Below are 24,837 nucleotides of genomic sequence, written 5' to 3'. Positions count from 1 at the left end.
GTCATGAAGGCCGTCGTTCTGGTGGGCGGGTTCGGTACGCGCCTGCGCCCGCTCACGACCACGACACCCAAGCAGATGCTGCCGGTGATCGACCGGCCCATGCTCGAGCACGTCGTGCAGGCACTGGGCGGGCACGGTGTCGACGAGGTCACACTGTCGCTCGGCTACCGCGAGGATGTGTTCCGCGAGGCCTATCCGGACGCGCTCTGCGCCGGTGTCGCACTGAAGTACGCCGTCGAGCCCGAGCCGCTCGACACCGCAGGGGCGGTGCGCTTCGCGGCGACGGCGGCGGAGATCGACGAGACCTTCATCGTGATCAACGGCGACGTGTTCACCGATCTCGACGTGGGCGCGGTGTGGCGTCGCCATCACGAGGTCGGTGCCGAGGGCACGATCGCGCTCACCCCGGTCGACGACCCTTCGCGTTACGGCGTCGTCCCGACCGACGACGACGGCCGGGTGCTCGGTTTCGTCGAGAAGCCGCCGCGCGATCAAGCCCCCACCAACTGGATCAATGCGGGTACCTACGTGCTCGAGCCCTCCGTGCTCGACCGGATCGACACCGGTCGCAAGGTCTCGATCGAACGGGAGACCTTCCCGGAGATGGTCGCCGAGGGTGGCCTGTGGGCCGTGCAATCCGATGCCTACTGGGTCGACGCCGGCACACCCGAGACCTATCTCCAGATCCAGCTCGACCTTCTCGACGGCGTGCGCGGCCGCCGAGTCGACGGTCGGTCCGCCGATGCCACGCTCGATCCCACGGCAACTGTCGAACGGTCGGTCGTGATGTCCGGCGCAACGGTCGAGGCCGGTGCGACGGTGCGGAACTCCGTGGTCTCACCGGGTGCGACGATCGGCGCGGATGCGGTGATCGACGGCTCGGTCATCGGCCCCGACGCGGTGATCGGTCCGGGCGCTCGGGTCACGGGGCTCACCATCGTCGGCGCGGCAGAGATCGTCGACGGCACCGCTGTGCTCGATGGCGCCCGCGTGCCCGCGAGCGACTGATGGCGACGCTCGTCACCGGTGGCGCCGGCTACATCGGTTCGCACACCGTCGTCGCCCTCCACGAGGCGGGTCGAGAGGTCGTCGTCATCGACAACTTCTCGAACTCGTCGGCCAAGGCCGTCGACGCGCTCCGCCGTCTGACCACGCCGGATCTCCGGGTCGTCGAGGGCGACCTGCTCGACGCCGAGGTGGTGCACAGGACACTGGTCGATCACGACATCGACGAGGTGGTGCACTTCGCGGCATCGAAAGCGGTCGGTGAATCGGTCGAGAAGCCACTCGAGTACTACCGCAACAATCTCGGCTCCACGCTGGGGCTCGTCGAGGCCATGGTCGAGCACGATGTGGGCCGCTTGGTGTTCTCGTCGTCGTGCACCGTCTACGGGCAGCCCGACGAGATCCCGGTGACGGAGTCGGCGCCCACGGGCGCCGAGAGCCCCTACGGCTGGACGAAGTTCATGGGCGAGCAGATCCTCGTCGACGCGGCGAAGACGCATCCGCTCGACGTGGTCCTATTGCGCTACTTCAACCCGGTGGGCGCCCATCCGAGCGGCGACATGGGCGAGGACCCCAACGGCATCCCGAACAATCTGGTGCCCTTCGTGATGCAGGTGGCGATCGGTCGTCTCGAGCAGGTACGGGTGTTCGGCGACGACTACGACACTCCCGACGGTTCGGGCGTGCGTGACTACATCCACGTGATGGACGTCGCCGAGGCGCACCTGGCCGCCCTCGACGCCCTGGCGGGCGGCTTGTCGGGGTCGACGATCGTCAACGTCGGCACCGGGGTGGGCTACAGCGTCCTCGAGGTCATCGCCGCCGCTGCAGTGGCCGTCGGACAACCGATTCCCCACGAGATCGTCGCCCGGCGGACGGGTGATATCGCCAAGACCTGGGCGGCCACCGATTACGCCGCAGAGGTACTCGGCTGGCAGGCCACCCGTGACCTCGACGAGATGTTGCGCGACCACTGGCGTTGGCAGTCCCGCCATCCCGAGGGTTACCGGTAGTCGATCAGCGAAAGAGATCCTCGGCCGGGTCGCGGACGATCTCGTCGACCACACTGCCGGCGCGGAACCACTCGCGGGGAAGACCGCGCACGATGGCCACGGCGACGCCCTCGGACTTGCCCATCACGAGGTCGGCGGCGCCGGCGATCTCGTCGACGGCCGCGACCTCGGTGACCATGAGCTCGCGCCCGAGCGAGTCGGTCGTGCCCCGGAGATCGACGATGGCGCCGATGCCGGCACAGCCGATGGCGACATCGGTGAGGCCACGACGCCAGGGCCGACCGAACGTGTCACTCACGATGATCGCCACATCGAGCCCGGCCCGGGCCTTGAGGCGATCCTTGATGCCCCGCGCCGAACGGTCGCTGTCGACGGGGAGCAGCGCGGCCTGGCCCCGCTCGACGTTGGACAGGTCGATCCCCGCGTTGGCGCACACGAAGCCCTGTTCGGTCTGGGAGATGATGAGCTCGCCCCGGCGCCGCAGGATCCGCACCGACTCCTGCTCGACGAGTGGCTTGTGCGAAAGGGGATCGTTCGGGTCGATCTCGACGAGTCGGTTCTCGGCTTTCGACACCACCTTCTGGGTGATCACCAGACAGTCGCCGTCGCGGATGTCGGCCTCGGCTCCGATGATGAGGTCGGCGAGGTCGTCGCCGGGGCGCACCTCGCCGATGCCGGTGATGGGGATGATCTCGAGCGAGGTCACGCGTTCTCTCCTACCTCGTGGCATGCCCGGGCGAGGGCTTGGGCCACGCCGGGTTCCGACATGATCGTGGGCATGACGAGGGCCCGCATGCCGGCGGCCTCCACCTGGTCGGCGAGGTCGGCATCGGTCTCGTCGATCACCAGTGTCGACGCGAGGTCGCGATAGCGCCGGGCGACGCCGACGACGGTCGATTCCTCGCCGAGTTCGCGGAGCATGCGATCGGCCGGCCCCTTGAGGGCCTTGCCCCCGATGATGGGGGAGACCGCGACGTTGCGGCCGCGGCGGGCCCTGACCGCCTCGGCGACGCCGGGAACCGCGAGGACCGGTCCGATGGACACGATCGGGTTGCTCGGCGCGATCACGAGGGTCGTCGCCGACGAGATCGCCGCGAGGGTGTCGGCGGTAGGCCTCGCCTCGTCGGCGCCTGCGAAGCGCACCGCCTGGACCGGGACGTCGTGCTGGAGCCCGACGAAGTACTCCTGGAAGCCGACCTCGCGGCCATCGGCGAGTGTCACCCTCGTCTCCATCGGGTCGTCGGTCACCGGCAGCAGCCGGCAGGTGAGGTCCCATGCTGCGGTGATCTCGGCGGTGACCTCGGTGAGGGTGGCACCGGCGGCGAGGCGATCGGTGCGGTACAGGTGGGTGCCGAGGTCGCGGTCGCCGAGGCTGAACCAGTTCTCGCCGCCGTAGCGCCCGAGTTCCCGCATCGCCTGCCACGACTCGTCGACCAGCCCCCAGCCCCGCTCGGGGTCGATCGCCCCGGCCAGGGTGTAGGTGCAGGTGTCGAGGTCGGGCGAGATCCGCAGACCGTGCAGGACGACGTCGTCGCCGACGTTGACGATGCCGGTCACGAGGGACGGGTCGAACGCCTCGAGCGCGCCTCGGAGGTACCGGGCCGCGCCGACTCCACCGGCGAGCACGGTGTGCATCAGGCCAACCCGCGCAAGCGTCCTTCGAGCAGATCCAGATCGGCGTCGACCATCATGCGGACCAGATCGGCGAACGGGGTCTCGGGGATCCATCCGAGCTCGTCGGCGGCCTTCTTGGCGTCGCCCACGAGTAGGTCGACCTCGGCCGGCCGCATGAAGGTCTCGTCGATGACGACGTGGTCCTCCCAGTTCAGTTCGACATGGGAGAAGGCGAGCTCACAGAACTCGCGCACCGAGTGCGTCTCCCCGGTGCAGATCACATAGTCCTCAGGGGTGTCGCGCTGGAGCATGCGCCACATGGCATCGACATAGTCACCGGCGAAGCCCCAGTCGCGCTGGGCATCGAGGTTGCCGAGCCGGAGTTCGTCGATCCTGCCGAGCTTGATCTGCGCGACGGCATGGCTGATCTTGCGGGTGACGAACTCCATGCCCCGGCGCGGCGACTCGTGATTGAACAGGATGCCCGAGGTCCCGTGCAGCCCGTAGCTCTCCCGGTAGTTCACGGTGATCCAGTGGCCGTAGACCTTGGCCACGCCATACGGGCTGCGCGGATGGAACGGTGTGGTCTCGGTCTGCGGGACCTCCTGGACCTTGCCGAACATCTCCGACGAACTGGCCTGGTAGAAGCGGATGTCGGGATCGACCATTCGGATCGCGTCGAGGAGCCGGGTGACCCCGAGGGCGGTGGTCTCGCCCGTGAGCACCGGCTGTCCGAACGATGTCTGCACGAAGGACTGGGCGGCGAGGTTGTAGACCTCGACCGGGCGGAAGGTCCGCAGGATCTCGATCATCGAGACCTCGTCGAGGAGGTCGCCCGGGACGAGTCGGAGCTGGTCCTGGATGTGGGCGATCCGTTCGAAGTTGACCGTGCTCGACCGGCGAACCATGCCGATGACCTCATAGCCCTTCGCGAGTAGGAACTCGGCGAGATACGAGCCGTCCTGTCCGGTGATGCCGGTGATGAGTGCGCGCTTGGCCACGGTGATCCTCGTGATAGTCGGTGTCAGTCGATCTGCGGGCTCCCGACGCCCTCGGGATGGGTGCGCCAGAAGTGCAGCAGGTCGGAAAGGGTGGTCTGGATGTCGATCTCGGGTCGCCAGCCGGTGGCAGCCGTGATCTTGGCGTGGTCGCCGCGGAGCACCTCGAGGTCGACCGGACGGAAGAGCTCCGGGTCGGACTCGAGCGTCATGGGATGGTCGGCCATCGACACGAGCATCTCGGCGAGTTCACGTATCGATCGATCCACGCCCGAACACACGTGGTAGACCTCGCCGGGCTTGCCGCCGGTCATCAGGAGTCGATAGGCCCGAACGACGTCGCGTACGTCGGTGAAGTCCCTGCGGGCCGACAGGTTGCCGACGCGGACGACCGCCCGGCCGCGACGCTCGTTGTCGACGATGCGGCTGGCGATGGCGCTCGCCACGAACTTGTCGTTCTGGCCGGGCCCGAGGTGATTGAAGCTCCGCGCCCGCACGACATCGAGCCCGTGGGCGAGACCGGCGGTGTGGCACATGATGTCGGCGGCGGCCTTGCTCGCGCCGTAGGGGCTCACCGGACGGACGGGCTGGTCCTCGCGCAGGGGCAGATCGGCATCGCCGACCGGACCGTAGATGTCGGCGCTGGTCACCGCGAGCACACGCTCGACGCCGGCCGCGACGGCTGCGTCGAGCACGTTCACCGTGCCTTCGACATTGACCCTGATCGTCGGGATGGGCGCCGACCAGGAACCGCCCACGTCGGCGCGGGCCGCGAGGTGGTAGATCGTCGCCGGTGCGTGATCGGCCACGTGGTCGATGAAGCGCTCCCGGTCGGTGATGTCGACGGCGGATTCGATGACCTCGTCGCCGTGGTCCCGCAGGTGCTGCACCAGATGGCCGCCAACGAAACCGTTGGCCCCGGTGACCAGGGCGCGCACGTCAGGCTGCGCCGGTCGAGGCGGAGGGGGCGGGCATCGCCGAGAAGCCGGGCATCGGCAAGGACTCTACGGGTGGGTGGCGGGTGTCTCAACCTTCCCCGTCGGGAAGCAGCGCAGACCTGGCCCCGCCCGTTGGCGGTGGGGCGGTAGCCTCGCACGATCGTGGCCGACCAACCCGACTCAACGCCTCGCGATGCAACGCCATCGGTGCTCGCCGTCGTCGTCACGAACGACCCCGGCGACTGGTTCGACGAGACGCTCGACAGTCTCGCGACCCAGGACTACGCGCGGCTTTCCGTCCTGGTCGTCGACGCGGGCGGAAGCGGTGATCTGGGCGGTCGGGTGCAGGCCGTGCTGCCCAACGCATCGGTGCTCGACGCCGCGGACACCGAGGGGTTCTCCGAGGCGGCCAATGCGGTTCTCGACACCGATGTCGACCCGGCCTACCTGCTGATCTGTCACGACGACGTGGCCCTGGCCCCCGATGCCGTGCGGCAGTTGGTGGTCGAGTCGCTGCGATCCAACGCCGGCGTGGCGGGTCCGAAGCTGGTCGACTGGCAGCGACCGGACCGTCTCCAACACGTCGGGCTCACCGTCGACCGCTTCGGTGTCGCCGCCGACGTCGTCGACCCCGGGGAACTGGACCAGGAGCAATACGACTCGGTCGCCGACGTGTTCGCCGTTCCGTCGGCCTGCATGCTCATCCGTACCGGTCTGTTCCGCTCCCTCGGCGGGTTCGATCCTGGCATCACCCGTCGGGGTGACGACGTCGATCTGTGCTGGCGCGCCCAGCTCCTCGCGGCCCGGGTGATGGTGGTGCCGGCGGCCCGGGTTCGACACCGCGAAGACATGTACGGCCGCACCCGGGTCGACGACATCCGTCGGTCACGGGCGCGTCATCAGATCCGCACCGTGCTGGTGACCGGCAGTCGCCTCTCGTTGCTGGTCACGCTCCCGATGCTCGCCGTTCTCACCTTCGGCGAGGCGGTCCTGGCGCTGTTCGCCGGCCGGATCTCCCATGTGCGCGACATGGTCGGTGCGTGGACATGGAACTTCCGCCGACTCGGTGAGGTCCGGGCTCGGCGCCGCCAGCTCCGCCCGTTGGTCCGGGCCCGCCACAGCGACGTCCGCGCGCTGCAGGAGACCGGCAGCGTGCGCATCAACGCCTTCGTGCGCGGACAGATCGGTCGCCGGACCGACGACCAACAGCTCCGCGCCCTCATGCGGACCGGCACGGCCCGTATCGCGGCGTTGAGCGCCGCCTTGGTCGCGCTGTTCGTGGTCTTCGGCAGCCGCAGCCTGATCACCGGCGGCATCCCCGCCGCCGGCGATTTCCTGTCGTTCGGGGCGTCACCCGGCGATCTCGTCGGCGAGTGGTGGAGCGGTTGGCGCCATCGGGACCTGGGCGCACCGGGCACACCGCGCAGCGGGCTTGCCCTTCTCGGCGCACTGTCGTGGCTTCCCGGCGCATCCGACGGTCTGATCCGGCTCGCGTGGGTGCTGCTCCCCGTCTTCGTCGGGCTCTATGGCGCCTGGCGGATGCTGGTGGTCACCGGGTCCCGACGAGCGCAGACCGGTGCGCTGGTCGCCTACGCCGTCGTTCCGCTTCCCTGGGTCGCCATCGAGACTGCCTCTCTCGGTGGCCTCTACGGCTACGCGGTGGCCCCGTGGGTGCTCACTGCGCTGCTCCATGGCGAGGCCACCACTCCCTACCGCTCGACCGCTGGTCCGTGGCGGTCGGTGCCCGCCGCCGGCGCGGGGCTGGGTGTCGCCCTGGGCCTCGCCGCCCTGTTCGAGCCGGCGGCGGTCGTGCTCGTGGTGCCGATCGCCGCCGGCCTCGTCGCCGCCGGGCTGCTCACGGGCCATGTCACCGGTCTGGTCCGGATGCTGGGCGTCGCCGTGTGGGCTGCCGTGGTCGCGGCGGTCCTCTGCCTGCCCCAGGTTCTCGACCAGATCGCGGTCGGGTTCTCGTGGGCTGCGCTCACGGGCGGCCGCACGGGCAGTGCCACCGACCTGGCCCTCGTCGACACCCTCGGCTTCGGCCTCGGCGCGTCGGGCGCGGCCCTGTTCTCGTTCCTTCTGTTGGCACCCCTGGCCCTCGCGGTCCTGGTCGGACGTTCGTGGCGCTTCGCCCTTGCGGCGCGGGGCTGGATGGTGGCGCTGATGTCGTGGGCCCTGGTCTGGGCCGCGTCCTGGGGCGCAGTGCCCTTCGGCCTTCCCGAACCCGCGCTGCTCCTCGCCCCGGCGGCCGCCGCCGTGGCGCTCACGGCCGGGGCCGCGGTGGCGGTGGCCGAGCACGACGTCCGACGGGCGCGGTTCGGGTGGCGCCAGGCCCTGCTGCCGCTGGCGATCGCGGGCGCCTTCGGCGCAGCGTTGCCCACCCTGGCGCTGGCCGAGTCGGGTCGTTGGGACCTGCCTCGAGGTGACTTCACCGGCACGCTGCCCTTCGCCGACCCTGCGGTCGACGGGAGCTATCGCGTGCTGTGGATCGCCGCCCCCGAGAACGTCCCCAGCGGTGGACGCGCGCTCACCGACACCCTCGCCTGGTCCATGAGCTTCGACGGCCTTCCCATCGTGAGCGATCTCGGCGTACCGGCCGACGACGGTGCGGCGGCGCTGGTCGAGCAGACGCTCTCCGCCGCGTTCGCCGGCGACACGATGCGCCTCGGTCGCACGCTCGGCGGGCTGGGGGTGCGCTACATCGTGGTGCTCGACCGCCTCACGCCGGCGCCGTTCAGTGTCGACGGCACCCCGGTGGACCCGGTCGTCTCCTCGTCGTTCGCCCGCCAACTCGACCTCCTGAGGGTCGAGGGGGTCAACACCGCGATGGCGCTCTACGTCAACACCGAATGGACCAGCGTCCGCGCCGCGGCCAGCGAAGGCTTCGACGATGGCCGGGATCGGATCGGCGATCTCGCGTCCTCGCCGCTCACCGGCACCGTCGGAGTGCTCAGCGGCCGCAGCACCGACCTGCAGGGCGCGGTTCCCGAAGGCGTCGAGATCTACCTCGCCCAGACCCAGGACACCGGATGGAAGCTCGAGGTCGACGGTGAGCGCACGGGTCGTCGGCGCAGCCTCGGTTGGGCGACGGCCTTCCTGCCCGACCGGGCCGGGGAAGCGACGCTCGCCTACGCCACACCGATCTGGCGACAGGGCGCGATGCTGCTCCAGGTGTTCGCGTTCGTGGTCGTCTTCGGCCTGTGGACGCGGCGACGGATCGGAGGTCTGCGATGAAGTTGGCGCGGCTCCTCGTGGTCGGCACCGTGGTTGCGGCGTTGGTCGCCGGGCTTCTCGTGGACCTGGGCGACCGTCCGGTTCCGGGCGTGGCCGCGGTGGCCACCACCGCCGTGCCGGAAGTGGTCGACAACGGCGTCTGGTTCTGTCCCGGCGGGTCGAACGACGAGGGCGCCGCCGGTGTGAACATCGAGCTGGTGAACGTGGGTGACGTCCCGGCCTCGGCCATCGTCTCGGGTGTGCGCAGCGGTACCGGCACCGACGCGCGGGAGACCCAGGAGACGGTGGATCCCGGCGGGCGCACCGTCGTACTCTTGTCCGAGCTCGTGCCCGACTCGGAATGGATGGGCGCGGTCGTCGAGGTGGAACGGGGCGACCTGGTCGTCGAGCAGACCTATGTCGGCAACCCCTCGGGGATCGACCGTGCGCCGTGTCACTCCCGCACGTCGACCAGCTGGGTGGTCGCGTCGGGCGCCACTCGCGAGACCGAGTTCAGCGAGCAGATGACTTTGCTCGTGCTCAACCCGTTCCTCGACGATGCCGTGCTCGACATCGCGTTCGACTCCGACACGGGTGTCGACTCGCTCACCGGAGTGGTGGTGCCCGCCCGTCGGGTGGTGGCGATCGACGTCAACGAGGCGGTGCCGGTGGCGGGGCGGGTCAGCGCGGTGATCGATGTCGTCGCCGGTCGGGTGGCGGTGTCGCGTCTCCAGGTGGTCACCGGCGAGGGTCGCAGTGCGCTCGCGGTCACCCCGGCGAGCGCCGACGCCGCACCGGTCTGGTTCCTTCCCTTTGTCCATCGCGAGACCCGAGACGACGTCATCACGGTCGTGAACCCGTCGCTCACCGAGTCGGCCGAGGTCGATCTCGAGATCGTCGCCGACGGCGATGTGGTGTTCGACCCGGTCCTGCTCACGATTCGCCCGGGCCGGTCGGTGCAGGTACGGCTGGCCGACGAGGCCCGGCTCGGTGACCTCCAGACGCTGTCGATCCTGGCCCGATCGCTCTCGGGTCTGCCCGTGGCCGTGATGAGCGAGAGCACCCTCGCCGATGAACGGATCACCAACTACTCCGCCACGGTCGGCGCCGACGCGGCGGCGACGCGCTGGGTGGCACCGCTCGAAGCCGACGAGGGTGGCATCGTGCTCTACAACCCGTCACCCACGAGCATCGCGAACGCGGCGGTGTTCAGCATGGTCGACGGACAGCTCGTGAAGGTGGCCGACGTCGAGCTCGGGCCGCAGCGCCGGGCCGTGATCGCCTCGGCCGACATCGAGGGTGAACGTCCGATCGCCGTGGTCGAGGCCACCGAGCCCGTGGTCGTGGGACGCGAGATCGTCGATGTCTCGGTGCACGTGCAGACCTCGGCGGTGATCAGCGGGGCCGAGGCCGTGCCGCTGGGCTAGACGGTCAGAGCTCGCCGGTGTGGCAGTCGGGCGGCACGGATCCCGGATCCCGCACTTCGGCGACGGCGGCCCAGAGATCGGTGGCGGTCGTCGGCCCGAGGAACGCTCGCCTGACCTCGCCGGTCGCATCGGTGATGACCAGCGTGGGCACGGCATCGATCTTGTAACGCTCGTGGAGCGCGGCCGCGGCGCCGAGCTCGAGTTCGACCACCGCGACCTGGTCGCTCTCGAGGTGACGAGCCCGGTCCCACACCCCGGCGCAGGTCGCACACGTCGCCGAGGTGAATACGGCGACCAGCCATGGTGCCTCGGCCCGCGGGAAGTCGCGGCGATCGAGCTGGCGGGGGATGTGGTGGGTGTTCGCCGCGGGGGGCGCGGTGCGGCGACCGAGCAGGGCGGCGACGGCACCGGCGATGACGATCCCGCCGAGTACCAGGAGAACCCGGTCCACGATCAGGCGTCGTCGTGGCTGACGGCCTCGACCGCAGTGGCCTCGGCGTCGATGGCGGCCGGGCCCGACTTGGAGAGGTCGATGAGCCTCGACACCTCGGCGCCCGAGATGGTCTCGTGCTCGAGCAGGGCCCGGGCGACGAGGTCGAGCCCGTTGCGGTACTCGATGAGCAGATCCCGGCATCGGGATTCCATGTCGGTGAGAATCAGCCGCACCTCGTCATCGACGAGCTTGGCGGTGGCCGGAGAGTGGGTCTTCGACTGCATCATGTCCTCGCCGAGGAAGACGGGGCCGCCTTCCGAAAGCGACATCGGGCCGATGGTCTCGCTCATGCCCCACTCGGTGACCATTCGCCGGGCGATACCGGTGGCCTGCTGGAGGTCGTTGGCCGCGCCCGACGAGTACTCGTTGAACACGAGCGACTCGGCGACACGGCCGCCCATCGCCATGATCATCCGCTCCTGGGCCTCGGTCTTGTCCATGGTGTGGCGGTCTTCGGCCGGCAGGGTCATCGTGACACCGAGGGCCATGCCGGTGGCGATGATGGAGACCTTGTGGACCGGGTCGTGGCCCTCCTGGACGGCGGCGCAGAGCGCGTGACCGGCCTCGTGATAGGCGGTGCGTTCGAGGTCTTCCTGGGTGCGCACCATCGAGTTGCGCTCGATCCCGAGCAGAACGCGGTCGCGGGCTGCGTCGAAGTCGGCGGCGGTGACGGTGTCGCCACCCCGGCGGACCGCGAACAATGCGGACTCGTTGACGAGGTTGGCCAGATCGGCACCCGACATGCCCGGCGTGCCCCGAGCGATGACGTTGACGTCGACGTCGGGACCCGTGTGCTTGCCTTTGAGGTGCACGGCGAGGATCTGCTTGCGATCCTCGAGCTCGGGGAGCGGCACGATGACCTGGCGGTCGAAACGGCCGGGACGCAGCAGGGCCGGGTCGAGGATGTCGGGGCGGTTGGTGGCGGCCATCATCACGATGCCCTCGGTGGCTTCGAAGCCATCCATCTCGGCCAGCATCTGGTTGAGCGTCTGCTCGCGTTCGTCGTGGCCGCCGCCGAGGCCGGCCCCGCGCTTGCGACCGATCGAATCGATCTCGTCGATGAAGATGATGGCCTTGCCCATCTTTCGGGCCGAGTCGAAGAGATCGCGGACGCGGCTGGCGCCGACGCCCACGAACATCTCCATGAAGTCCGAGCCGGTGACCGACAGGAAGGGCACGCCGGCCTCGCCGGCCACGGCCTTGGCGATGAGGGTCTTGCCGGTACCCGGGGGACCGACGAGCAGCACGCCCTTGGGGATGCGGGCGCCGATCTCGGCGAAGCGGTCGGGGTGTTTGAGGAAGTCGACCACCTCGGTGATCTCGCGCTTCACGCCCTCGTAGCCGGCGACGTCGTCGAACGTCGTTCCCGGGCGTTCGGTGGAGTAGGTCTTCGCCTTGCTCCGCCCGATCGACATCATGCTGCCCATCTGGCCCTGGGCGCGGCGCTGCATCCACACGAAGAACAAGATGATGAGGCCGATGGGAAGGAGCAGCGGAAGGATCGACATCCAGAAGCCGGGCTGCGGTGTCTTGAACTCGAGCGTGGTGAGGTCGCGGATCAGCGCACTGTCCTCGTCGGGCAGCGGGATCGGCCCGACCGTGTGGAACTCGCCGGTCGCGGTCGTGAAGTCGATGCCGCCGTTGTTGTTGTCGTAGACCGCCTCGGTCACCTCGTCGCCGCGGACTTGTTCGAGGAAGAAGGAGTAGTCGACCGACTCCCGATCGTCGCCGGGGAGCAGTGCGGTGACGGCCAGAATCGCCAGAACGGAGCCGAGAAGGATCCACACGGCGTAACGCGACCAGCCGGTGTTCTCCGGCCGTGGCAGCCCGCCGGGCTTGTCGCTGCCACGTGGCGGTGGCGGAGGGGGAGGAGGAGGGTTGGACGCCATGGTTAGAGGGTAGACGGGTGGTGGGCGTGAACGGTCCGCGGTCCCCGTCTCGCATGTGATCGGCAGGTAGGTTGTCGATGTGAATCGTCGCTGTGCCCGTCCCGGCTGTGGCCGTCCGGCCGCCACCACACTTTCCTACGTCTACGGCCAGCGCACGGTCTGGCTCGACGACCTCCACGCCGAGGACTCACCGGCCAACCACGACCTGTGCGCCCCGCATGCCGACCGCACCCAGCCGCCGAAGGGCTGGGATCTCCGCGATCGTCGTTCGGTCGCGCCGGTGCTCCGGCTGCGCTACGCCGGCTAGTGCATCCGCCGTCCACGGGACCGGCGCCGAGTTGGCGCGTGGTCCTCGCGATCGTCGCCCTGGGCACCGGCTTCATCCTCGGCCAACTCATCGGCGGCGGCGTCATCGTCGCCGGCGGTTGGGACTTCGACGTCGCCGCCTCGCTCGGGAGCGACCTCGGCCGGGTGGTCGGACAGGCTGGTCAAGGATTGCCGCTCGACCACAACCGCATCCCGATGTTGGTGCTCCTCGCCGTGAACCTTCCCCTCTGGGCTGGTTTCATCGGCGTCCCGTGGCTGGCAACCCGGTACCGCGGACTCGACTGGCGTCGCGATCTCGGTTGGGGCATGCGGCCGGTCGACGTGGCCGGTGGACTCATCGCCGGAGTGGCCACCCAGGTCGTGCTGGTCCCGCTGCTCTATCTGCCCTTCGCCGACTCGATCGACCAGCAGGATCTCGAGGAGCCGGCCCGGAACCTGATCGCCCTGGCCGACTCGCCGGTGGCGATCGTCGCCCTCGTGCTGATGGTCGTGATCGGCGCCCCGCTGGCCGAGGAGATCGTCTTTCGCGGCCTGCTGTTCCGGGGAATCCTCCACATGGAGCACGCCTCCCGGTTCGGCGTGCCGGTCGCCGTCGTCGTATCGGCCGCGGTCTTCGGCGCCTCGCATCTCCAGCTGCTCCAGTTCCCGGGCCTGTTCACGATCGGCGTGGTTGCCGCCCTCGGGATGTACCGGACAGGACGACTCGGGACGGCGATCTGGATCCACGTCGGGTTCAACGCCACCGCGGTCGTCACGGTGCTCCGGGAGCTCGGATCGTCGTGAAGTTGACCGTCAGTGTCGGAGACGACCACGCATCGTGAGAATTCATGCGGCGACCCCTCAAACCCCCACTCTCTGCGCCGAAGGAGTGTCGACGGACCACGTGGGGAAAGACGCACATGTCGAACAGGGACAGCGCGAACAGGGACAGCGCAGACCGGGTTGCCGCAGAGAGTGCGTGCCCGGGGTGCAGGGCACCGCTCGTGCAGATCACGATCAACGTGGGCGCCGGCGAACGCACGCTGTGCAGTTGCGCCAAGTGCGACCGGCGCTGGTGGCAGGTCGACGGTCGGATGACCACCCTCGACGGGGTCATCCACGATCTCGGCGAGCCGGAGACCCCGCGGGCCCGCCACCACCACTGACCCGACGGCACACCGTTTCCGGTCGTGCCCCTGTCACCGAAAGCCACCTCGTAGCTGGCACCATGGTGGCGCCATGACCACGTCCGCGGCGGTGCCGCCGCCCATTCCCACCCGGCGCCGACGCGATCGGCGTGCGGTGATCACCTTCGGGATCGTGGCCCTCACCACGGTCTTCCTCGTGTGGACGATGTCGCCGTGGGCCTGGTTCGTCGACTCCACGCCCACGGGTGGCGACATGGGAGCCCACGTGTGGGCGCCCAAGTTCCTCCGCGAGGAATTGCTGCCGAACTTCCGCCTCACCGGCTGGTCGCCGGACTGGTACGCGGGCTTTCCGGCTTTCACGTTCTACATGATCGTTCCGTCGCTGGCGATCGCGATGGTCAACGTGGGCATCGACTTCTCACTGGGCCCCCTCCACGTCGATCCGAACTTCTACGCGTTCGTCGGGGTCGTGCTCGCGGCCGCCGAGGTCTGCCGTCGCCGGCGGGTCGACCCGGGCGCTCGGCTCGCGATCGTGGGTGGTGTCGCCGCGGCCAGCATCGTGATGTCGTGGCGCTACGACGGACGTCTGCTCGACCCGGGCAGCATCCTGCCGTGGTCACCCGTGGACCCGTTCACGTACAACGACGCCTCGATCGATCTGGCCGTCGCCGGCCTACTCCTTCCCGCGGCGGTCGGTTCGGTGGCGCATCACCTGGCCCGCGACCACGGCCGTTGGCGTGGCGTCATCACCGCCGCGGCGGTCATCGCCTGCGTGCTGGTCGTACCCATTCCCTACGGCGTGGCGATGAAGATGGTGGCGATCTCGGGCATCGTCACCCTCCCGCTGGCGGCCTACGCCGCCGGCCGGCTCGGCGGCCTGGCGTTTCCGGGGCCCGCGTTGCTCTCCCTGATGACTCTGCCGTTCCTCTTCGATCGCTCGTTCAACATCTACGGCGGCAACGTCATGTCGACGATGGCCGGCGAGTTCGCGTTCTCGATGGGCCTGTCGATCGCGGTGCTCTACATCGGGTTCGCGACACGCGGTATGGCCACCGGCCGCAATCGGGTCCTCGCCGGGGGACTGCTCGCCCTGGCCGGCCTCACCCATCTCTTCGCGGCGTTCTTCGGCCTGGTCGTCACCGTCTCGTTGTTCCTGCTGCGGCCGGGGAAGCGGGAGGTGTCGTGGCTGATGGTGGCCGGGCCGATCGCCGGGCTGCTCTCCGCCTTCTGGGTGCTGCCCTTCTATTGGAACACGAAGTACCTCAACGACATGGGGTGGGGCAAGGAGCGCGAGTACGTCAAGGCGCTCTGGTCCCGGAGCGGCAACTTCGGCGGCCAAGGGTTCCTCGACAACGACCCCGTCCTGCAGGTGTTCATCGTGCTGGCGGTCATCGGCGCAGTGGTGTGCGGCGTGCGTCGGGTCCGGCTGGGAATGGCGCTCTCGCTCACCGCGGCCATCTTCGCGATCATCTTCCTGCTCCTGCCCGAGGGGCGGCTGTGGAACGTGCGAATCCTGCCGTTCTACTACCTGTCGATCTACCTGATGGCCGGCATCGCCATCGCCGAGGTGTCGCGGCTGGCCGCCGACTTCCTCCGCAGTGCCGACGACATCCGCCGCCGACGACCGACGGCCATGGCCGGGGTGCCGGCGGTGCTCACCGCGCTGGTGGTCATCACCATGCTGGCGTTCCCGCTGCGTTCCTTTCCCACCGGTTCGCTCTACGTGGACGACGGCCAGACCGAGTACGGCCTCGCGTGGGCCGGCAACATCGGCTCGCGGGAGATCAATCTCGGTCCGGGGTGGATGCGCTACAACTTCGAGGGCTACGAGGCGCGCCCGACCGTCGACGAATACCGCGGTCTCATCGCCACCATGGACGAGGTCGGCCGGGAGTACGGGTGCGGCCAGTCGCTGTGGGAGTACGACGGCGACCGGCTGGGCGGCTACGGCACGCCGATGGCACCGATGCTCCTTCCGCACTGGACCGATGGCTGCATCGGGTCGATGGAGGGCCTCTACTTCGAGGCCTCGGCCACCACGCCGTATCACTTCCTGCTCCAGTCCGAGCTCTCGACCGGACCGTCCCGAGCCATGCGTGACATGCCCTACTCGGAGCTCGACGTCGCCAAGGGTGTGGCCGGACTCCGCGCGATGGGTGTGCGCTACTACATGGCCGCCACCGAGTCGGCGGTGGTCCAGGCACGCGCCGTGGACGACCTCACCGAGATCGCCACGAGCGGGCCGTGGGTGATCTTCCTGGTCGAGGGGCAGTCGGTCGTGGAGGGTCTCGACCATCTGCCGGTCGTCGTCGACGGTGTCGACGCCGGGGGAGAGGAATGGCTGATCCCGACGGTTGCGTGGTGGGAGAGCGGCAAGGACACGCCACTGGTTGCGGCCGATGGACCCGGCAGCTGGCCGCAGAGCTCGCTCGACGCCCTCGACGACGCGGAGTACGACGCAGCCCTCGAAGCCGACGACCGGGTGCTCGAGATGCGACGTCTCGCCACGATCTCCGATGAATGGCTCCCACGGGTCGACTCCGAGGTGGCACAGGTCACCGACCTCGTCGTCGACACCGCGTCGATCAGCTTCGATGTCGATCGGATCGGGCTGCCGGTGCTGGTGCGGGCGAGCTACTTCCCGAACTGGGACGTCGCCGGCGCCGACGGTCCCTACCGCGTCGCTCCCAACCTGATGGTCGTGATCCCGACCGACACCCGTGTCGAACTCACCTACGGCCGGTCGGGCGTCGAACTGTTCGCCATGGGGCTCACGGTGATCGGGCTGGTGCTGGCCCTGCTCAGCCGTCGGGTGCCGCGGTGGAAGGGCGACTCCGCCCTCTGGGACCTCACCGGCGAGCACGAGACGATGCCCGACCGGATCGCCGTGCTCGACGCCGCGCGCGCCGGCGAACTCGATCGAGCCGAACTCGCCCGCATGGCCGACGAGGTCGCCACCGCCGAACGCACCGGCCGGCTCGCCCTTCTCGCGGGGTCGGCGATGCTCGCCTGGTCGGCGCTGCTCTTCGTCGTGAGCCTGGTGGCCTTCGACGGTCTCACACCGGGCGGCGACAAGCTGGGGCCTTCGCTGGTGGTCTTCGGGCCGGGCGTGGTCGGTGTGGTGGTGCTGCTGTTCGCCGCGTTGCCCGTCCTGTCCCGCACCACGCTCACCCGCTCGACGGTGCTCGGGCCCGCCCGCATGATGGTCGAGTTCGCGGCCGACCGCTTGGAGGACCCCACGCCCGAGGATGTCGACGGCGGGTGAGGCGGGGCCGGTTTGCGCTCGTCGGACTCACGGCGACGGCGATCGACTACGGGCTGGCGGTCGGGTTGGCCGAGATCGGTGTTCATCGTGTGCTGGCCGATGTGCTCGCGCTGTCGATCGCCGCGGTGTTGTCGCTGATCCTGCACTCGAAGGTGACGCTGCGGGGCGATCAGCTCGACCGATGGATTCGTCAGCCGCCGGTGTTCTTCGCGGTGGCCGCGATCGCGGGTCTGGTCGATCTCACTCTGTTCGTCTCGCTGGACGGACGATCGCCGGCCATCGCGAAGGCGGTGGCTCTCGTCGCGGCGGCGTCCGTCCGGGCGGTCGCCCACCGATTGGTCCTGTTCCGAGCGGTGCGGCGGGACCAGGGTCAGCCGGCCCACCGGCCACCGGCACCGGGTGGCGTGCGGCTCTCGGTCGTGGTCCCCGCCTATCGCGAAGCGGCCCGGATCGAGTCGAGCATCGCCCGGATCCGTGAGGAACTCTCGGCGTTGGAGGACGCCGGCGACCTCGAGATCGTGGTGGTCGACGACGGTTCTCCCGATGACACCGCGGCGGCCGCCCGGCGTGCCGGTGCCGACCAGGTGATCGTGCAGCCCCGGAACCGGGGCAAGGGCGCCGCGGTGCGGGCCGGCGTCGCTGCCGCGACCGGGCGGGCCATCGCATTCACCGATGCCGACCTCGCCTACGCACCGGCCCAGCTGCTGCCGATGGTCGAAGCGCTCGAGTCCGGATGGGATGTCGTCATCGGCAACCGCCACGACGACGACTCGGCGACGCTCGTCGGCACCTCGGCCCTGCGGTCGTTCGGCAGCCGGGTCGTGAACATGGCGACCAACCTGCTCCTCCTGGGCAACTATCGCGACACGCAGTGCGGCTGCAAGGCGTTCCGGGCCGACGTGGGCCGTCTGGTTCTCGGCGTGGGGCGGATCGACCGGTTCGCGTTCGACATCGAGATCCTCCACCTCGTCGAACGCTACGGACTGTCGCTGAAGGAGGTGCCCGTCCAGGTCGTCAACAACGAGACGTCCACCGTGAGTGCCGTGCGTGATGGCATCGGGGTCGGCATCGACATCATGCGCATCCGTCGCATCGCGGCCCGCGGTGGTTACCCCGAGCTGTCCCCAGATGACCTGCCCGAGGGCATCGGGAAGTAGATTCGAGACGTGACCACCGATTTCGACGCAATCTTCAAGGCCTACGACGTGCGCGGCACGGTGCCGGACCAGTTCGACGCCGACGGGGCCCGAGCCATCGGCGGCGCGTTCGCCCGTTTCGTCGCCGGTCACGGGGCCACGTCGATCGTGGTCGGCCGCGACATGCGACCCGACGGCGAGGAGTTCGTGGCCGAGTTCGGTGAGGGTGCGATGGACCACGGCATCGACGTGGTCGACGCCGGACTCTGCGCCACCGACATGATGTACTACGCCTCCGGTGTGCTCGAGATGCCGGGCGCGGTGTTCACCGCCTCACACAACCCCGCCGGCTACAACGGCATCAAGATGTGCCTGGCCAAGGCGGCCCCGATCGGGTCGGAGAGCGGCCTCGACGTCATCAAGGAGATGGCGAAGGCCGGCCCCGATCCCACCGGTCATCGTGGCACCCGCACCGAGCGCAACGTGCTCGACGGCTATGTCGCCCATGTGCACTCGTTCGTCGATGTCGCCGGTCTGAAACCGCTCAAGGTGGTCGCCGACACCGCCAACGGGATGGGGGGTCTCGTGCTGCCCGCGGTCATGGCCGGCCTGCCGTTCGAGCTCGACCACCTGTATCCCGAACTCGACGGCACGTTCCCGAACCACCCGGCCGATCCGATCCAGCCCGAGAACCAGAAGGACCTCATGGCCCGGGTGCTCGGCACGGCCGCCGACATCGGCCTGGCCTTCGACGGCGACGCGGACAGGGTGTTCCTGGTCGACGAGAAGGCGCAGGCCATCTCCGGGTCGCTCACCACCGCGCTGGTCGCTCGCTCGATTCTCGCCCGCGAGCCCGGCGCCACGATCATCCACAACCTGATCTGCTCGAAGACCGTGCCCGAGGTGGTGGCCGAGGGCGGTGGCACCGCCGTGCGCACCCGGGTCGGGCACTCGTTCATCAAGCAGGTCATGGCCGAGACGGGCGCCGTCTTCGGCGGCGAGCATTCCGGCCACTACTACTTCCGCGAAAACTTCCGCGCCGACAGCGGCCTGATCGCGGCGCTGGTGGTGCTCGAGGCGCTCGGCAATCACCCGGCGGGGCTCGCCGACCTGGTGTCCACCCTCGACCGCTACGCCGCGTCCGGCGAGATCAACACGACGGTCGACGATGCCGCTGCGGTGATCGAACGTGTTGCCGCCGCCTACCCGGCCGAGGCCCAGGATCGTCTGGACGGCCTGACGGTCGACCTCGGCGACTGGTGGTTCAACCTGCGGGCGTCCAACACCGAGCCGCTGCTGCGCCTCAACCTCGAAGCGGCCACCGCCGACGAGGTCACGCAGCGCGTCGAGGAGGTCCGTTCGCATTTCGGCTGACCCGGTTGGGTCCCGAAGCTGGTTGACTGTTGTCCACCCGTTCCCTCTGGAGGAACCATGACGCTCGACTCCCGCCTGCTCGACATCCTCGCCTGTCCGGTCGACAAGGGCCCGCTCTTCTACTTCGCCGACGAGGACTCGCTCTACAACCCGCGGCTCAAGAAGCGCTACCGCATCCATGAAGGCGACATCCCCGTGATGCTGCCCGACGAGGCCGACGACGTCGACGACGCCGAACACTCTCGACTGGTCGCGAAGGCCGAGGCCGACGGAGTGACGCCGACCTTCGAGGCGTAGCGATCAGCGTGTCGGCCGAAGATCTCCTCGACGCACTGCGCCACCTGCCCGACCAGGTGCGCGACGCCGCTGTCGCCGCGTCCGACATCGAGGGTCTGCCCCCCCGCTCCGGAATCGCCAACGTCGCGATCCTCGGAGTCGGTGGCGGTCGGGTCGCCGCCGACGTCATCGAGGCGATCGGCGAGGTCCGGGCATCGGTGCCCATCGTGGCCACCGGCGCCCGCTGCCCGGGCTGGGTCGACGAATCCACCCTGGCCATCGCCCTCTCGCCCGGTGGCGACGAGGGCGCCATGCTGGCCGGGGCGCAACAGGCCCGCGACGCCGGCGCCCGGCTGGTGGCCGTGACCACGAGCGGCGTGCTGCACGACGCGTGCGCCGAGTGGGGCGCCACGATCGTTCCCGTCGACGCCGAGGCCGGGCCCGCTGCCGGTCTGGGCGTGTCGATCGTGCCGGTTCTCGTGCTGCTCGAACGCCTCGGGCTCGCCGATGGCATGAGTCGGGCGATCTCCGGTGTGGCGACCCAGCTCGAGGCCCGTCACGCGGCCCTCGATGCCGATCTGGGCGCCGTCGATGCTCTCGCGGCGGTGCTGCCCGGACGGGTCGCGATCGTCACCGGCGCCGGCGCCATGGGGAAGCACGCCGCCCGTCGCTGGGTGCAGGAGATCGATCGCGTCGGTGGTGTCGCGGCCGTGCGGCGGCGTCTGCCGACGGGACCCGACGACGTGGCGACGGGCGTTCGTCTGTCCGAGGCGACCACGGCGGGGGCGGTGCTCGTGGTGTTGCGCCACGACTACGAACCGGCCGGTCTCGACGGGGGAGTGGCGCTGCTCGACGACGCGTTCGACGAGATCCACACCTTCGTCGCGGAGGGCGATGGACCCCTCGCGCAGCTGCTCGACCTCGTGTTGCTGGCCGACGCCGTGGCGGCCGCCCTCGTGCGTCGCACCGGCTCCTGAGCCCGATGCAGGTCATCGAGGGAATCGTCCGCACCTACGAGTGGGGTTCACCCACGGCGATTCCCGAGCTGCTCGGCCGCCCGGCGACCGGTGAGCCGGCCGCCGAACTCTGGCTCGGCGCCCATCCCAGCGGGCCCGCCCTCGTGGGACCCGGGGGGGTTCCCCTCGACCGGCTCATCGCCGCGGACCCCGACGGCGCGCTCGGTGCCGAGGTGGCCGCCACCTTCGGGGCGCTGCCCTTCCTGTTCAAGGTCCTGGCCGCCGCGGCACCGCTCTCGCTGCAAGCGCACCCGTCGGCAGCCCAGGCCGAGGCGGGTTTCGCCCGGGAGAACGCCGAGGGGATTCCCGTCGATGCGCCCGAGCGGTCGTTTCGCGACCCTCGCCACAAGCCGGAGCTGATCTGTGCGCTCACCGAGTTCGACGCGCTCTGCGGATTCCGCGATCCGGCCGTCACCCTCGACCTGTTCGCCTCGATCGGTGTGGCCGAACTCGAGCCCTTTCGGGACACACTCCGCGCCGAGCCGAATGCCACCGGCATCGGTGTGGTGCTCCGGCGGCTCCTGGCGCTCGATGCCGCCGACGCCGGCTCGCTGACCGCCGTTGTGGTGGCTGCGTGCCGCGACAACGTCGACGGAAGCTTCGCGGCCGAGAAGGCCATGGCGGCATCGGTCGGTGCCCGCTATCCCGCCGAGGCCGGCGTGGTCATCGCCCTCCTGCTGAACCTCGTGACGCTGCAGCCCGGAGACGCGCTGTTCCTCGGGGCGGGCAACCTCCATGCGTACCTCCACGGCACGGGGGTCGAGCTCATGGCCAACAGCGACAACGTCGTGCGGGGCGGTCTCACCTCGAAGCCCGTCGACGTCGACGCACTGCTCGAGGCCGTGGTGACCCAGCCGACCGATCCGCGGGTCCAACGGCCACCCGTGGTCGACGGCATCGCCCGCTACGACAGCCCGGTGGCGGAGTTCTCGCTGTCGCGCCTCGAGGTCGACGGCGATCTCCCGGTCGAGGCCGGTCCTGCGGTTCTGCTGTGCACGGCCGGCCGGGCCGATGCCGGTGACCACGTGCTCGACCGGGGCGCAGCCGTCTGGCTTCCGGCGTCCGACGGTGCGATCACCCTCCAGGGCAGGGCCACGGTTTTTCGGGCGGGGCCGGGAAATCCCGTGCCTTCGGCGGGGTAGGACGTTCGCCTCATACACACCGGCCGTCTCGGCCTCTACACTCGGATGCCGCGGGCTGTTCCGAGATGGTGTCAGCTGACCCCGGCCTGCTCCATTCCCCCCGGTCGACGACCGTGGGTAGACGACAACGAACGAGGAGCCCGCGTGGCACTTACAGCTGATGACTACAAGGTCGCGGATCTGAGCCTGGCCGAATTCGGCCGCAAGGAGATCCGCCTCGCCGAGAACGAGATGCCCGGCCTGATGGCCCTTCGCGGCAAGTACGGCGACGAGCAGCCCCTGAAGGGGGCGCGTATCGCCGGCTCGTTGCACATGACGGTGCAGACCGCGGTGCTCATCGAGACGCTGGTCGCCCTCGGCGCCGACGTCCGTTGGGTGAGCTGCAACATCTTCTCCACCCAGGACCACGCCGCAGCGGCCGTGGCCGTTGGTCCGAACGGCACGACCGAGAGGCTCGAAGGCACACCCGTGTTCGCCTGGAAGGGCGAGACGCTCGAGGAGTACTGGTGGGCGACCGAGCAGTTGTTCCACTGGCCCGACGGCGGGGGTCCCAACCTGATCCTCGACGACGGTGGCGATGCCACGATGCTCGTGCACAAGGGCCTCGAGTACGAGAAGGCCGGGTCGATCCCCGAGACCGGCGAGGATGCTTCCGAGGAATGGGGTGTGTTCCTCGACCGGGTCCGCGACATTGCCAACCGCCACGGCGAGTTCTTCACGAAGATCGCGCCCGGAATCCGCGGTGTCTCCGAGGAGACCACCACCGGCGTGCATCGTCTCTACCAGATGATGGAGTCCGGCGACCTGCTCTTCCCCGCCATCAACGTCAACGACGCGGTGACCAAGTCGAAGTTCGACAACCTCTACGGCTGTCGTCACTCGCTGATCGACGGCATCAATCGGGCCGTCGACGTCATGATCGGCGGCAAGGTCGCCGTCGTGTGCGGCTTCGGCGACGTGGGCAAGGGCTGCGCCGAGTCGCTGGCCGGCCAGGGTGCACGAGTGATCGTCACCGAGGTCGACCCGATCTGTGCGCTCCAGGCCGCGATGACCGGCTACGAGGTCAACACCCTCGAGGCCGTGGTCGACAAGGCCGACATCTTCATCACCACCACCGGCAACAAGGACATCATCCTCGCCGGCCACATGGCGAAGATGAAGCACCAGGCCATCGTGGGCAACATCGGCCACTTCGACAACGAGATCGACATGGCCGGCCTGCTCAAGATGTCCGACGTGCAGCGGATCAACATCAAGCCCCAGGTCGACGAGTTCGTCTTCCCCGACGGGCACTCGATCATCATGCTGTCCGAGGGACGTCTGCTGAACCTGGGCAACGCCACCGGCCACCCGAGCTTCGTGATGAGTTGTTCGTTCACCAACCAGGTGCTCGCCCAGATGGAACTCCACGCCAACGCCGACACGATCGAGATGGGTGTCCATGTGCTGTCGAAGGAACTCGACGAGGAAGTGGCCCGCCTCCACCTCGACGCCCTCGGCGTGAAGCTCACCCAGATGAGCCAGGAACAGGCCGACTATCTCGGCGTGCCGGTCGACGGCCCCTACAAGCCCGACCACTACCGCTACTGACCCGTCCCAGCGGTGTCAGACACCTGTCCCGCGACAGCTGTCCCGCACAGTTGGGACGGTGGGGTCAGACCCCCGTCCCAACTCCTGTTCCTACTACTGTCGCCGCATGACCTCGTGTGATCGTGGAGTGTGGCTCGCCCCGGAAGGGCTGACCGGAGAGGAGGTCCGGGCGCTCGGGCCTCGGCTCGAGGCGCTCGGATACTCCCGGCTCTGGGTGGGGGAGACGTTCGGGCGCGATCCCTTCGCCCTGCTCGCCGCAGTGGGGGCATCGACCACGACGCTGGGCCTGGCCACGGGCATCGCCAACATCTACAACCGCCACCCCGGTGTGATGCTCCAGGGTGCGAACACGGTGGCCGAACAGACCGGCGGACGGATGATGCTCGGGCTCGGCGTGTCGAGCCCCGCCATCGTGAACAAGGTACGTGGCATCGAGTACGACAAGCCGTTGTCGTTCCTGCGTACCTATCTCGACACGATGGACGATGCGCTCTACACCTCGGTGCCGCCGGCCGAGCCCGTCCCGCGGGTGCTCGCCGCGCTCGGGCCGAAGATGTTGGAACTCGCGGCGGCCCGCACGGCCGGCGCCCACCCGTACAACACGACGCCCGAGCACACCGCGATGGCTCGGGCGGTGATGGGCCCCGACGCCGGCCTCTTCGTCGAGCAGAAGGTGATGCTGACCGAGGACGCCGAGTTGGCCCGCACCACCGGCGCAAAAGTGCTGAAGTTCTACTCCCGGGCCCCCGGCTACCGGAACGCCTGGCTGAAGATGGGCTTCTCCGAGGAGGACGTCGACGGCCTCAGCGAGAAGCTGGTCGACGGTCTCGTCGCCTGGGGAGATGTGGACCGCATCGAGGCGCGTCTGGCCGAGCATGCCGACGCCGGTGCCACCCACGTCTGCATCCATCCGCTGCATCCCGAACAGGGTCAGGGTGCGCTCGACGACGACGTGCTCGCGGCGCTCGCCCCCGGGGCAGTGTCATGAGTGCGG

At 69.3% G+C, this 24,837-nt stretch carries 21 protein-coding genes; 15 read left to right on the top strand and 6 right to left on the bottom strand.

Annotated features, from left to right (window positions below; all coding sequences use genetic code 11):
• Positions 1-3: 3 nt before the first annotated feature.
• Positions 4-1,008: an NDP-sugar synthase gene (locus tag RIB98_06570; protein MEQ8840626.1), complete on the top strand. Its 1,005-nt coding sequence runs from the start codon at positions 4-6 to the stop codon at positions 1,006-1,008.
• Complete coding sequence (gene galE, locus RIB98_06565) at positions 1,008-2,018, top strand: UDP-glucose 4-epimerase GalE (protein MEQ8840625.1); 1,011 nt, start codon at positions 1,008-1,010, stop codon at positions 2,016-2,018. The genes RIB98_06570 and galE overlap by 1 nt, the downstream gene beginning before the upstream one ends.
• 4 nt (positions 2,019-2,022) lie before the next feature.
• Here galE and cofE read toward each other — a convergent pair whose 3' ends face one another.
• Genes cofE through RIB98_06545 form a run of 4 tightly spaced genes read right to left on the bottom strand, consistent with a single transcriptional unit; the run spans position 2,023 to position 5,568 of the window.
• Positions 2,023-2,724, bottom strand: coding sequence for a coenzyme F420-0:L-glutamate ligase (cofE, locus tag RIB98_06560; GenBank protein MEQ8840624.1), 702 nt, complete (start codon positions 2,722-2,724; stop codon positions 2,023-2,025).
• Positions 2,721-3,653 (bottom strand): 2-phospho-L-lactate transferase, encoded by a 933-nt coding sequence (gene cofD, locus RIB98_06555; GenBank protein ID MEQ8840623.1) that lies wholly within the window; start codon positions 3,651-3,653, stop codon positions 2,721-2,723. The genes cofE and cofD overlap by 4 nt, the downstream gene beginning before the upstream one ends.
• Positions 3,653-4,633 (bottom strand): GDP-mannose 4,6-dehydratase, encoded by a 981-nt coding sequence (gene gmd, locus RIB98_06550; GenBank protein ID MEQ8840622.1) that lies wholly within the window; start codon positions 4,631-4,633, stop codon positions 3,653-3,655. Before gmd ends, cofD begins: the two co-directional genes overlap by 1 nt.
• 23 nt (positions 4,634-4,656) lie before the next feature.
• Positions 4,657-5,568, bottom strand: coding sequence for a GDP-mannose 4,6-dehydratase (locus tag RIB98_06545; GenBank protein ID MEQ8840621.1), 912 nt, complete (start codon positions 5,566-5,568; stop codon positions 4,657-4,659).
• Positions 5,569-5,730: 162 nt separating this feature from the next.
• On the opposite strand from RIB98_06545, the gene RIB98_06540 reads away from it, so the two are divergent.
• Both RIB98_06540 and RIB98_06535 read left to right on the top strand, forming a co-directional pair.
• On the top strand, positions 5,731-8,802 hold the full coding sequence (locus tag RIB98_06540) for a glycosyltransferase family 2 protein (protein MEQ8840620.1): 3,072 nt from the start codon (positions 5,731-5,733) through the stop codon (positions 8,800-8,802).
• Complete coding sequence (locus RIB98_06535) at positions 8,799-10,208, top strand: hypothetical protein (GenBank protein MEQ8840619.1); 1,410 nt, start codon at positions 8,799-8,801, stop codon at positions 10,206-10,208. Before RIB98_06540 ends, RIB98_06535 begins: the two co-directional genes overlap by 4 nt.
• 4 nt (positions 10,209-10,212) lie before the next feature.
• On the opposite strand, the gene RIB98_06530 is transcribed toward RIB98_06535, so the two are convergent.
• Together RIB98_06530 and ftsH are read right to left on the bottom strand one after the other, a co-directional pair.
• On the bottom strand, positions 10,213-10,659 hold the full coding sequence (locus RIB98_06530; GenBank protein ID MEQ8840618.1) for a thioredoxin domain-containing protein: 447 nt from the start codon (positions 10,657-10,659) through the stop codon (positions 10,213-10,215).
• Positions 10,660-10,661: 2 nt separating this feature from the next.
• Positions 10,662-12,590 (bottom strand): ATP-dependent zinc metalloprotease FtsH, encoded by a 1,929-nt coding sequence (gene ftsH, locus RIB98_06525; GenBank protein ID MEQ8840617.1) that lies wholly within the window; start codon positions 12,588-12,590, stop codon positions 10,662-10,664.
• Between the two features lie 79 nt (positions 12,591-12,669).
• Here ftsH and RIB98_06520 point away from each other — a divergent pair, with 79 nt between their 5' ends.
• The 11 genes from RIB98_06520 (at position 12,670) to RIB98_06470 (ending at position 24,831) form a co-directional block, all read left to right on the top strand.
• On the top strand, positions 12,670-12,897 hold the full coding sequence (locus tag RIB98_06520) for a DUF3499 family protein (GenBank protein MEQ8840616.1): 228 nt from the start codon (positions 12,670-12,672) through the stop codon (positions 12,895-12,897).
• Positions 12,898-12,935: 38 nt separating this feature from the next.
• Entirely contained in the window at positions 12,936-13,700 is a 765-nt protein-coding gene (locus RIB98_06515) for a CPBP family intramembrane glutamic endopeptidase (protein MEQ8840615.1), read from the top strand.
• A gap of 200 nt (positions 13,701-13,900) precedes the next feature.
• The gene (locus RIB98_06510; GenBank protein MEQ8840614.1) at positions 13,901-14,062 is read left to right on the top strand and encodes a hypothetical protein; all 162 of its coding nucleotides are present in this window, start codon (positions 13,901-13,903) and stop codon (positions 14,060-14,062) included.
• A 73-nt stretch (positions 14,063-14,135) separates the two neighbouring features.
• Complete coding sequence (locus tag RIB98_06505; protein MEQ8840613.1) at positions 14,136-17,309, top strand: hypothetical protein; 3,174 nt, start codon at positions 14,136-14,138, stop codon at positions 17,307-17,309.
• Positions 17,306-18,466: a glycosyltransferase gene (locus RIB98_06500; protein ID MEQ8840612.1), complete on the top strand. Its 1,161-nt coding sequence runs from the start codon at positions 17,306-17,308 to the stop codon at positions 18,464-18,466. The genes RIB98_06505 and RIB98_06500 overlap by 4 nt, the downstream gene beginning before the upstream one ends.
• Before the next feature lie 9 nt (positions 18,467-18,475).
• On the top strand, positions 18,476-19,819 hold the full coding sequence (gene manB, locus RIB98_06495) for a phosphomannomutase/phosphoglucomutase (protein MEQ8840611.1): 1,344 nt from the start codon (positions 18,476-18,478) through the stop codon (positions 19,817-19,819).
• A 57-nt stretch (positions 19,820-19,876) separates the two neighbouring features.
• Positions 19,877-20,116 carry a Trm112 family protein gene (locus tag RIB98_06490; GenBank protein MEQ8840610.1) on the top strand — a complete coding sequence of 80 codons (240 nt, stop codon included), beginning with the start codon at positions 19,877-19,879 and terminating at the stop codon, positions 20,114-20,116.
• 8 nt (positions 20,117-20,124) lie between these two features.
• Positions 20,125-21,072 carry an SIS domain-containing protein gene (locus tag RIB98_06485; GenBank protein ID MEQ8840609.1) on the top strand — a complete coding sequence of 316 codons (948 nt, stop codon included), beginning with the start codon at positions 20,125-20,127 and terminating at the stop codon, positions 21,070-21,072.
• A 5-nt stretch (positions 21,073-21,077) separates the two neighbouring features.
• Positions 21,078-22,253: a mannose-6-phosphate isomerase, class I gene (gene manA, locus RIB98_06480; protein ID MEQ8840608.1), complete on the top strand. Its 1,176-nt coding sequence runs from the start codon at positions 21,078-21,080 to the stop codon at positions 22,251-22,253.
• A 144-nt stretch (positions 22,254-22,397) separates the two neighbouring features.
• Entirely contained in the window at positions 22,398-23,843 is a 1,446-nt protein-coding gene (ahcY, locus tag RIB98_06475; protein ID MEQ8840607.1) for an adenosylhomocysteinase, read from the top strand.
• A 106-nt stretch (positions 23,844-23,949) separates the two neighbouring features.
• Positions 23,950-24,831: a TIGR03620 family F420-dependent LLM class oxidoreductase gene (locus tag RIB98_06470; GenBank protein ID MEQ8840606.1), complete on the top strand. Its 882-nt coding sequence runs from the start codon at positions 23,950-23,952 to the stop codon at positions 24,829-24,831.
• Positions 24,832-24,837: the final 6 nt, after the last annotated feature.

The organism is Acidimicrobiales bacterium (genome assembly GCA_040219515.1).
Classification (GTDB): domain Bacteria; phylum Actinomycetota; class Acidimicrobiia; order Acidimicrobiales; family Aldehydirespiratoraceae; genus JAJRXC01.
The sequence above is the reverse complement of the archived record's forward strand: the minus strand, read 5'-3'. Positions and strand labels throughout refer to the sequence as shown.

Excerpts from the sequence above, each read along its gene's own strand:
- RIB98_06570 (MEQ8840626.1), top strand. The coding sequence starts at position 4 with ATGAAGGCCGTCGTTCTGGTGGGCGGGTTCGGTACGCGCCTGCGCCCG.
- galE (MEQ8840625.1), top strand. The coding sequence starts at position 1,008 with ATGGCGACGCTCGTCACCGGTGGCGCCGGCTACATCGGTTCGCACACC.
- cofD (MEQ8840623.1), bottom strand. The coding sequence starts at position 3,653 with ATGCACACCGTGCTCGCCGGTGGAGTCGGCGCGGCCCGGTACCTCCGA.
- RIB98_06535 (MEQ8840619.1), top strand. The coding sequence starts at position 8,799 with ATGAAGTTGGCGCGGCTCCTCGTGGTCGGCACCGTGGTTGCGGCGTTG.
- ftsH (MEQ8840617.1), bottom strand. The coding sequence starts at position 12,590 with ATGGCGTCCAACCCTCCTCCTCCCCCTCCGCCACCGCCACGTGGCAGC.
- RIB98_06505 (MEQ8840613.1), top strand. The coding sequence starts at position 14,136 with ATGACCACGTCCGCGGCGGTGCCGCCGCCCATTCCCACCCGGCGCCGA.
- RIB98_06490 (MEQ8840610.1), top strand. The coding sequence starts at position 19,877 with ATGACGCTCGACTCCCGCCTGCTCGACATCCTCGCCTGTCCGGTCGAC.
- manA (MEQ8840608.1), top strand. The coding sequence starts at position 21,078 with ATGCAGGTCATCGAGGGAATCGTCCGCACCTACGAGTGGGGTTCACCC.
- RIB98_06470 (MEQ8840606.1), top strand. The coding sequence starts at position 23,950 with ATGACCTCGTGTGATCGTGGAGTGTGGCTCGCCCCGGAAGGGCTGACC.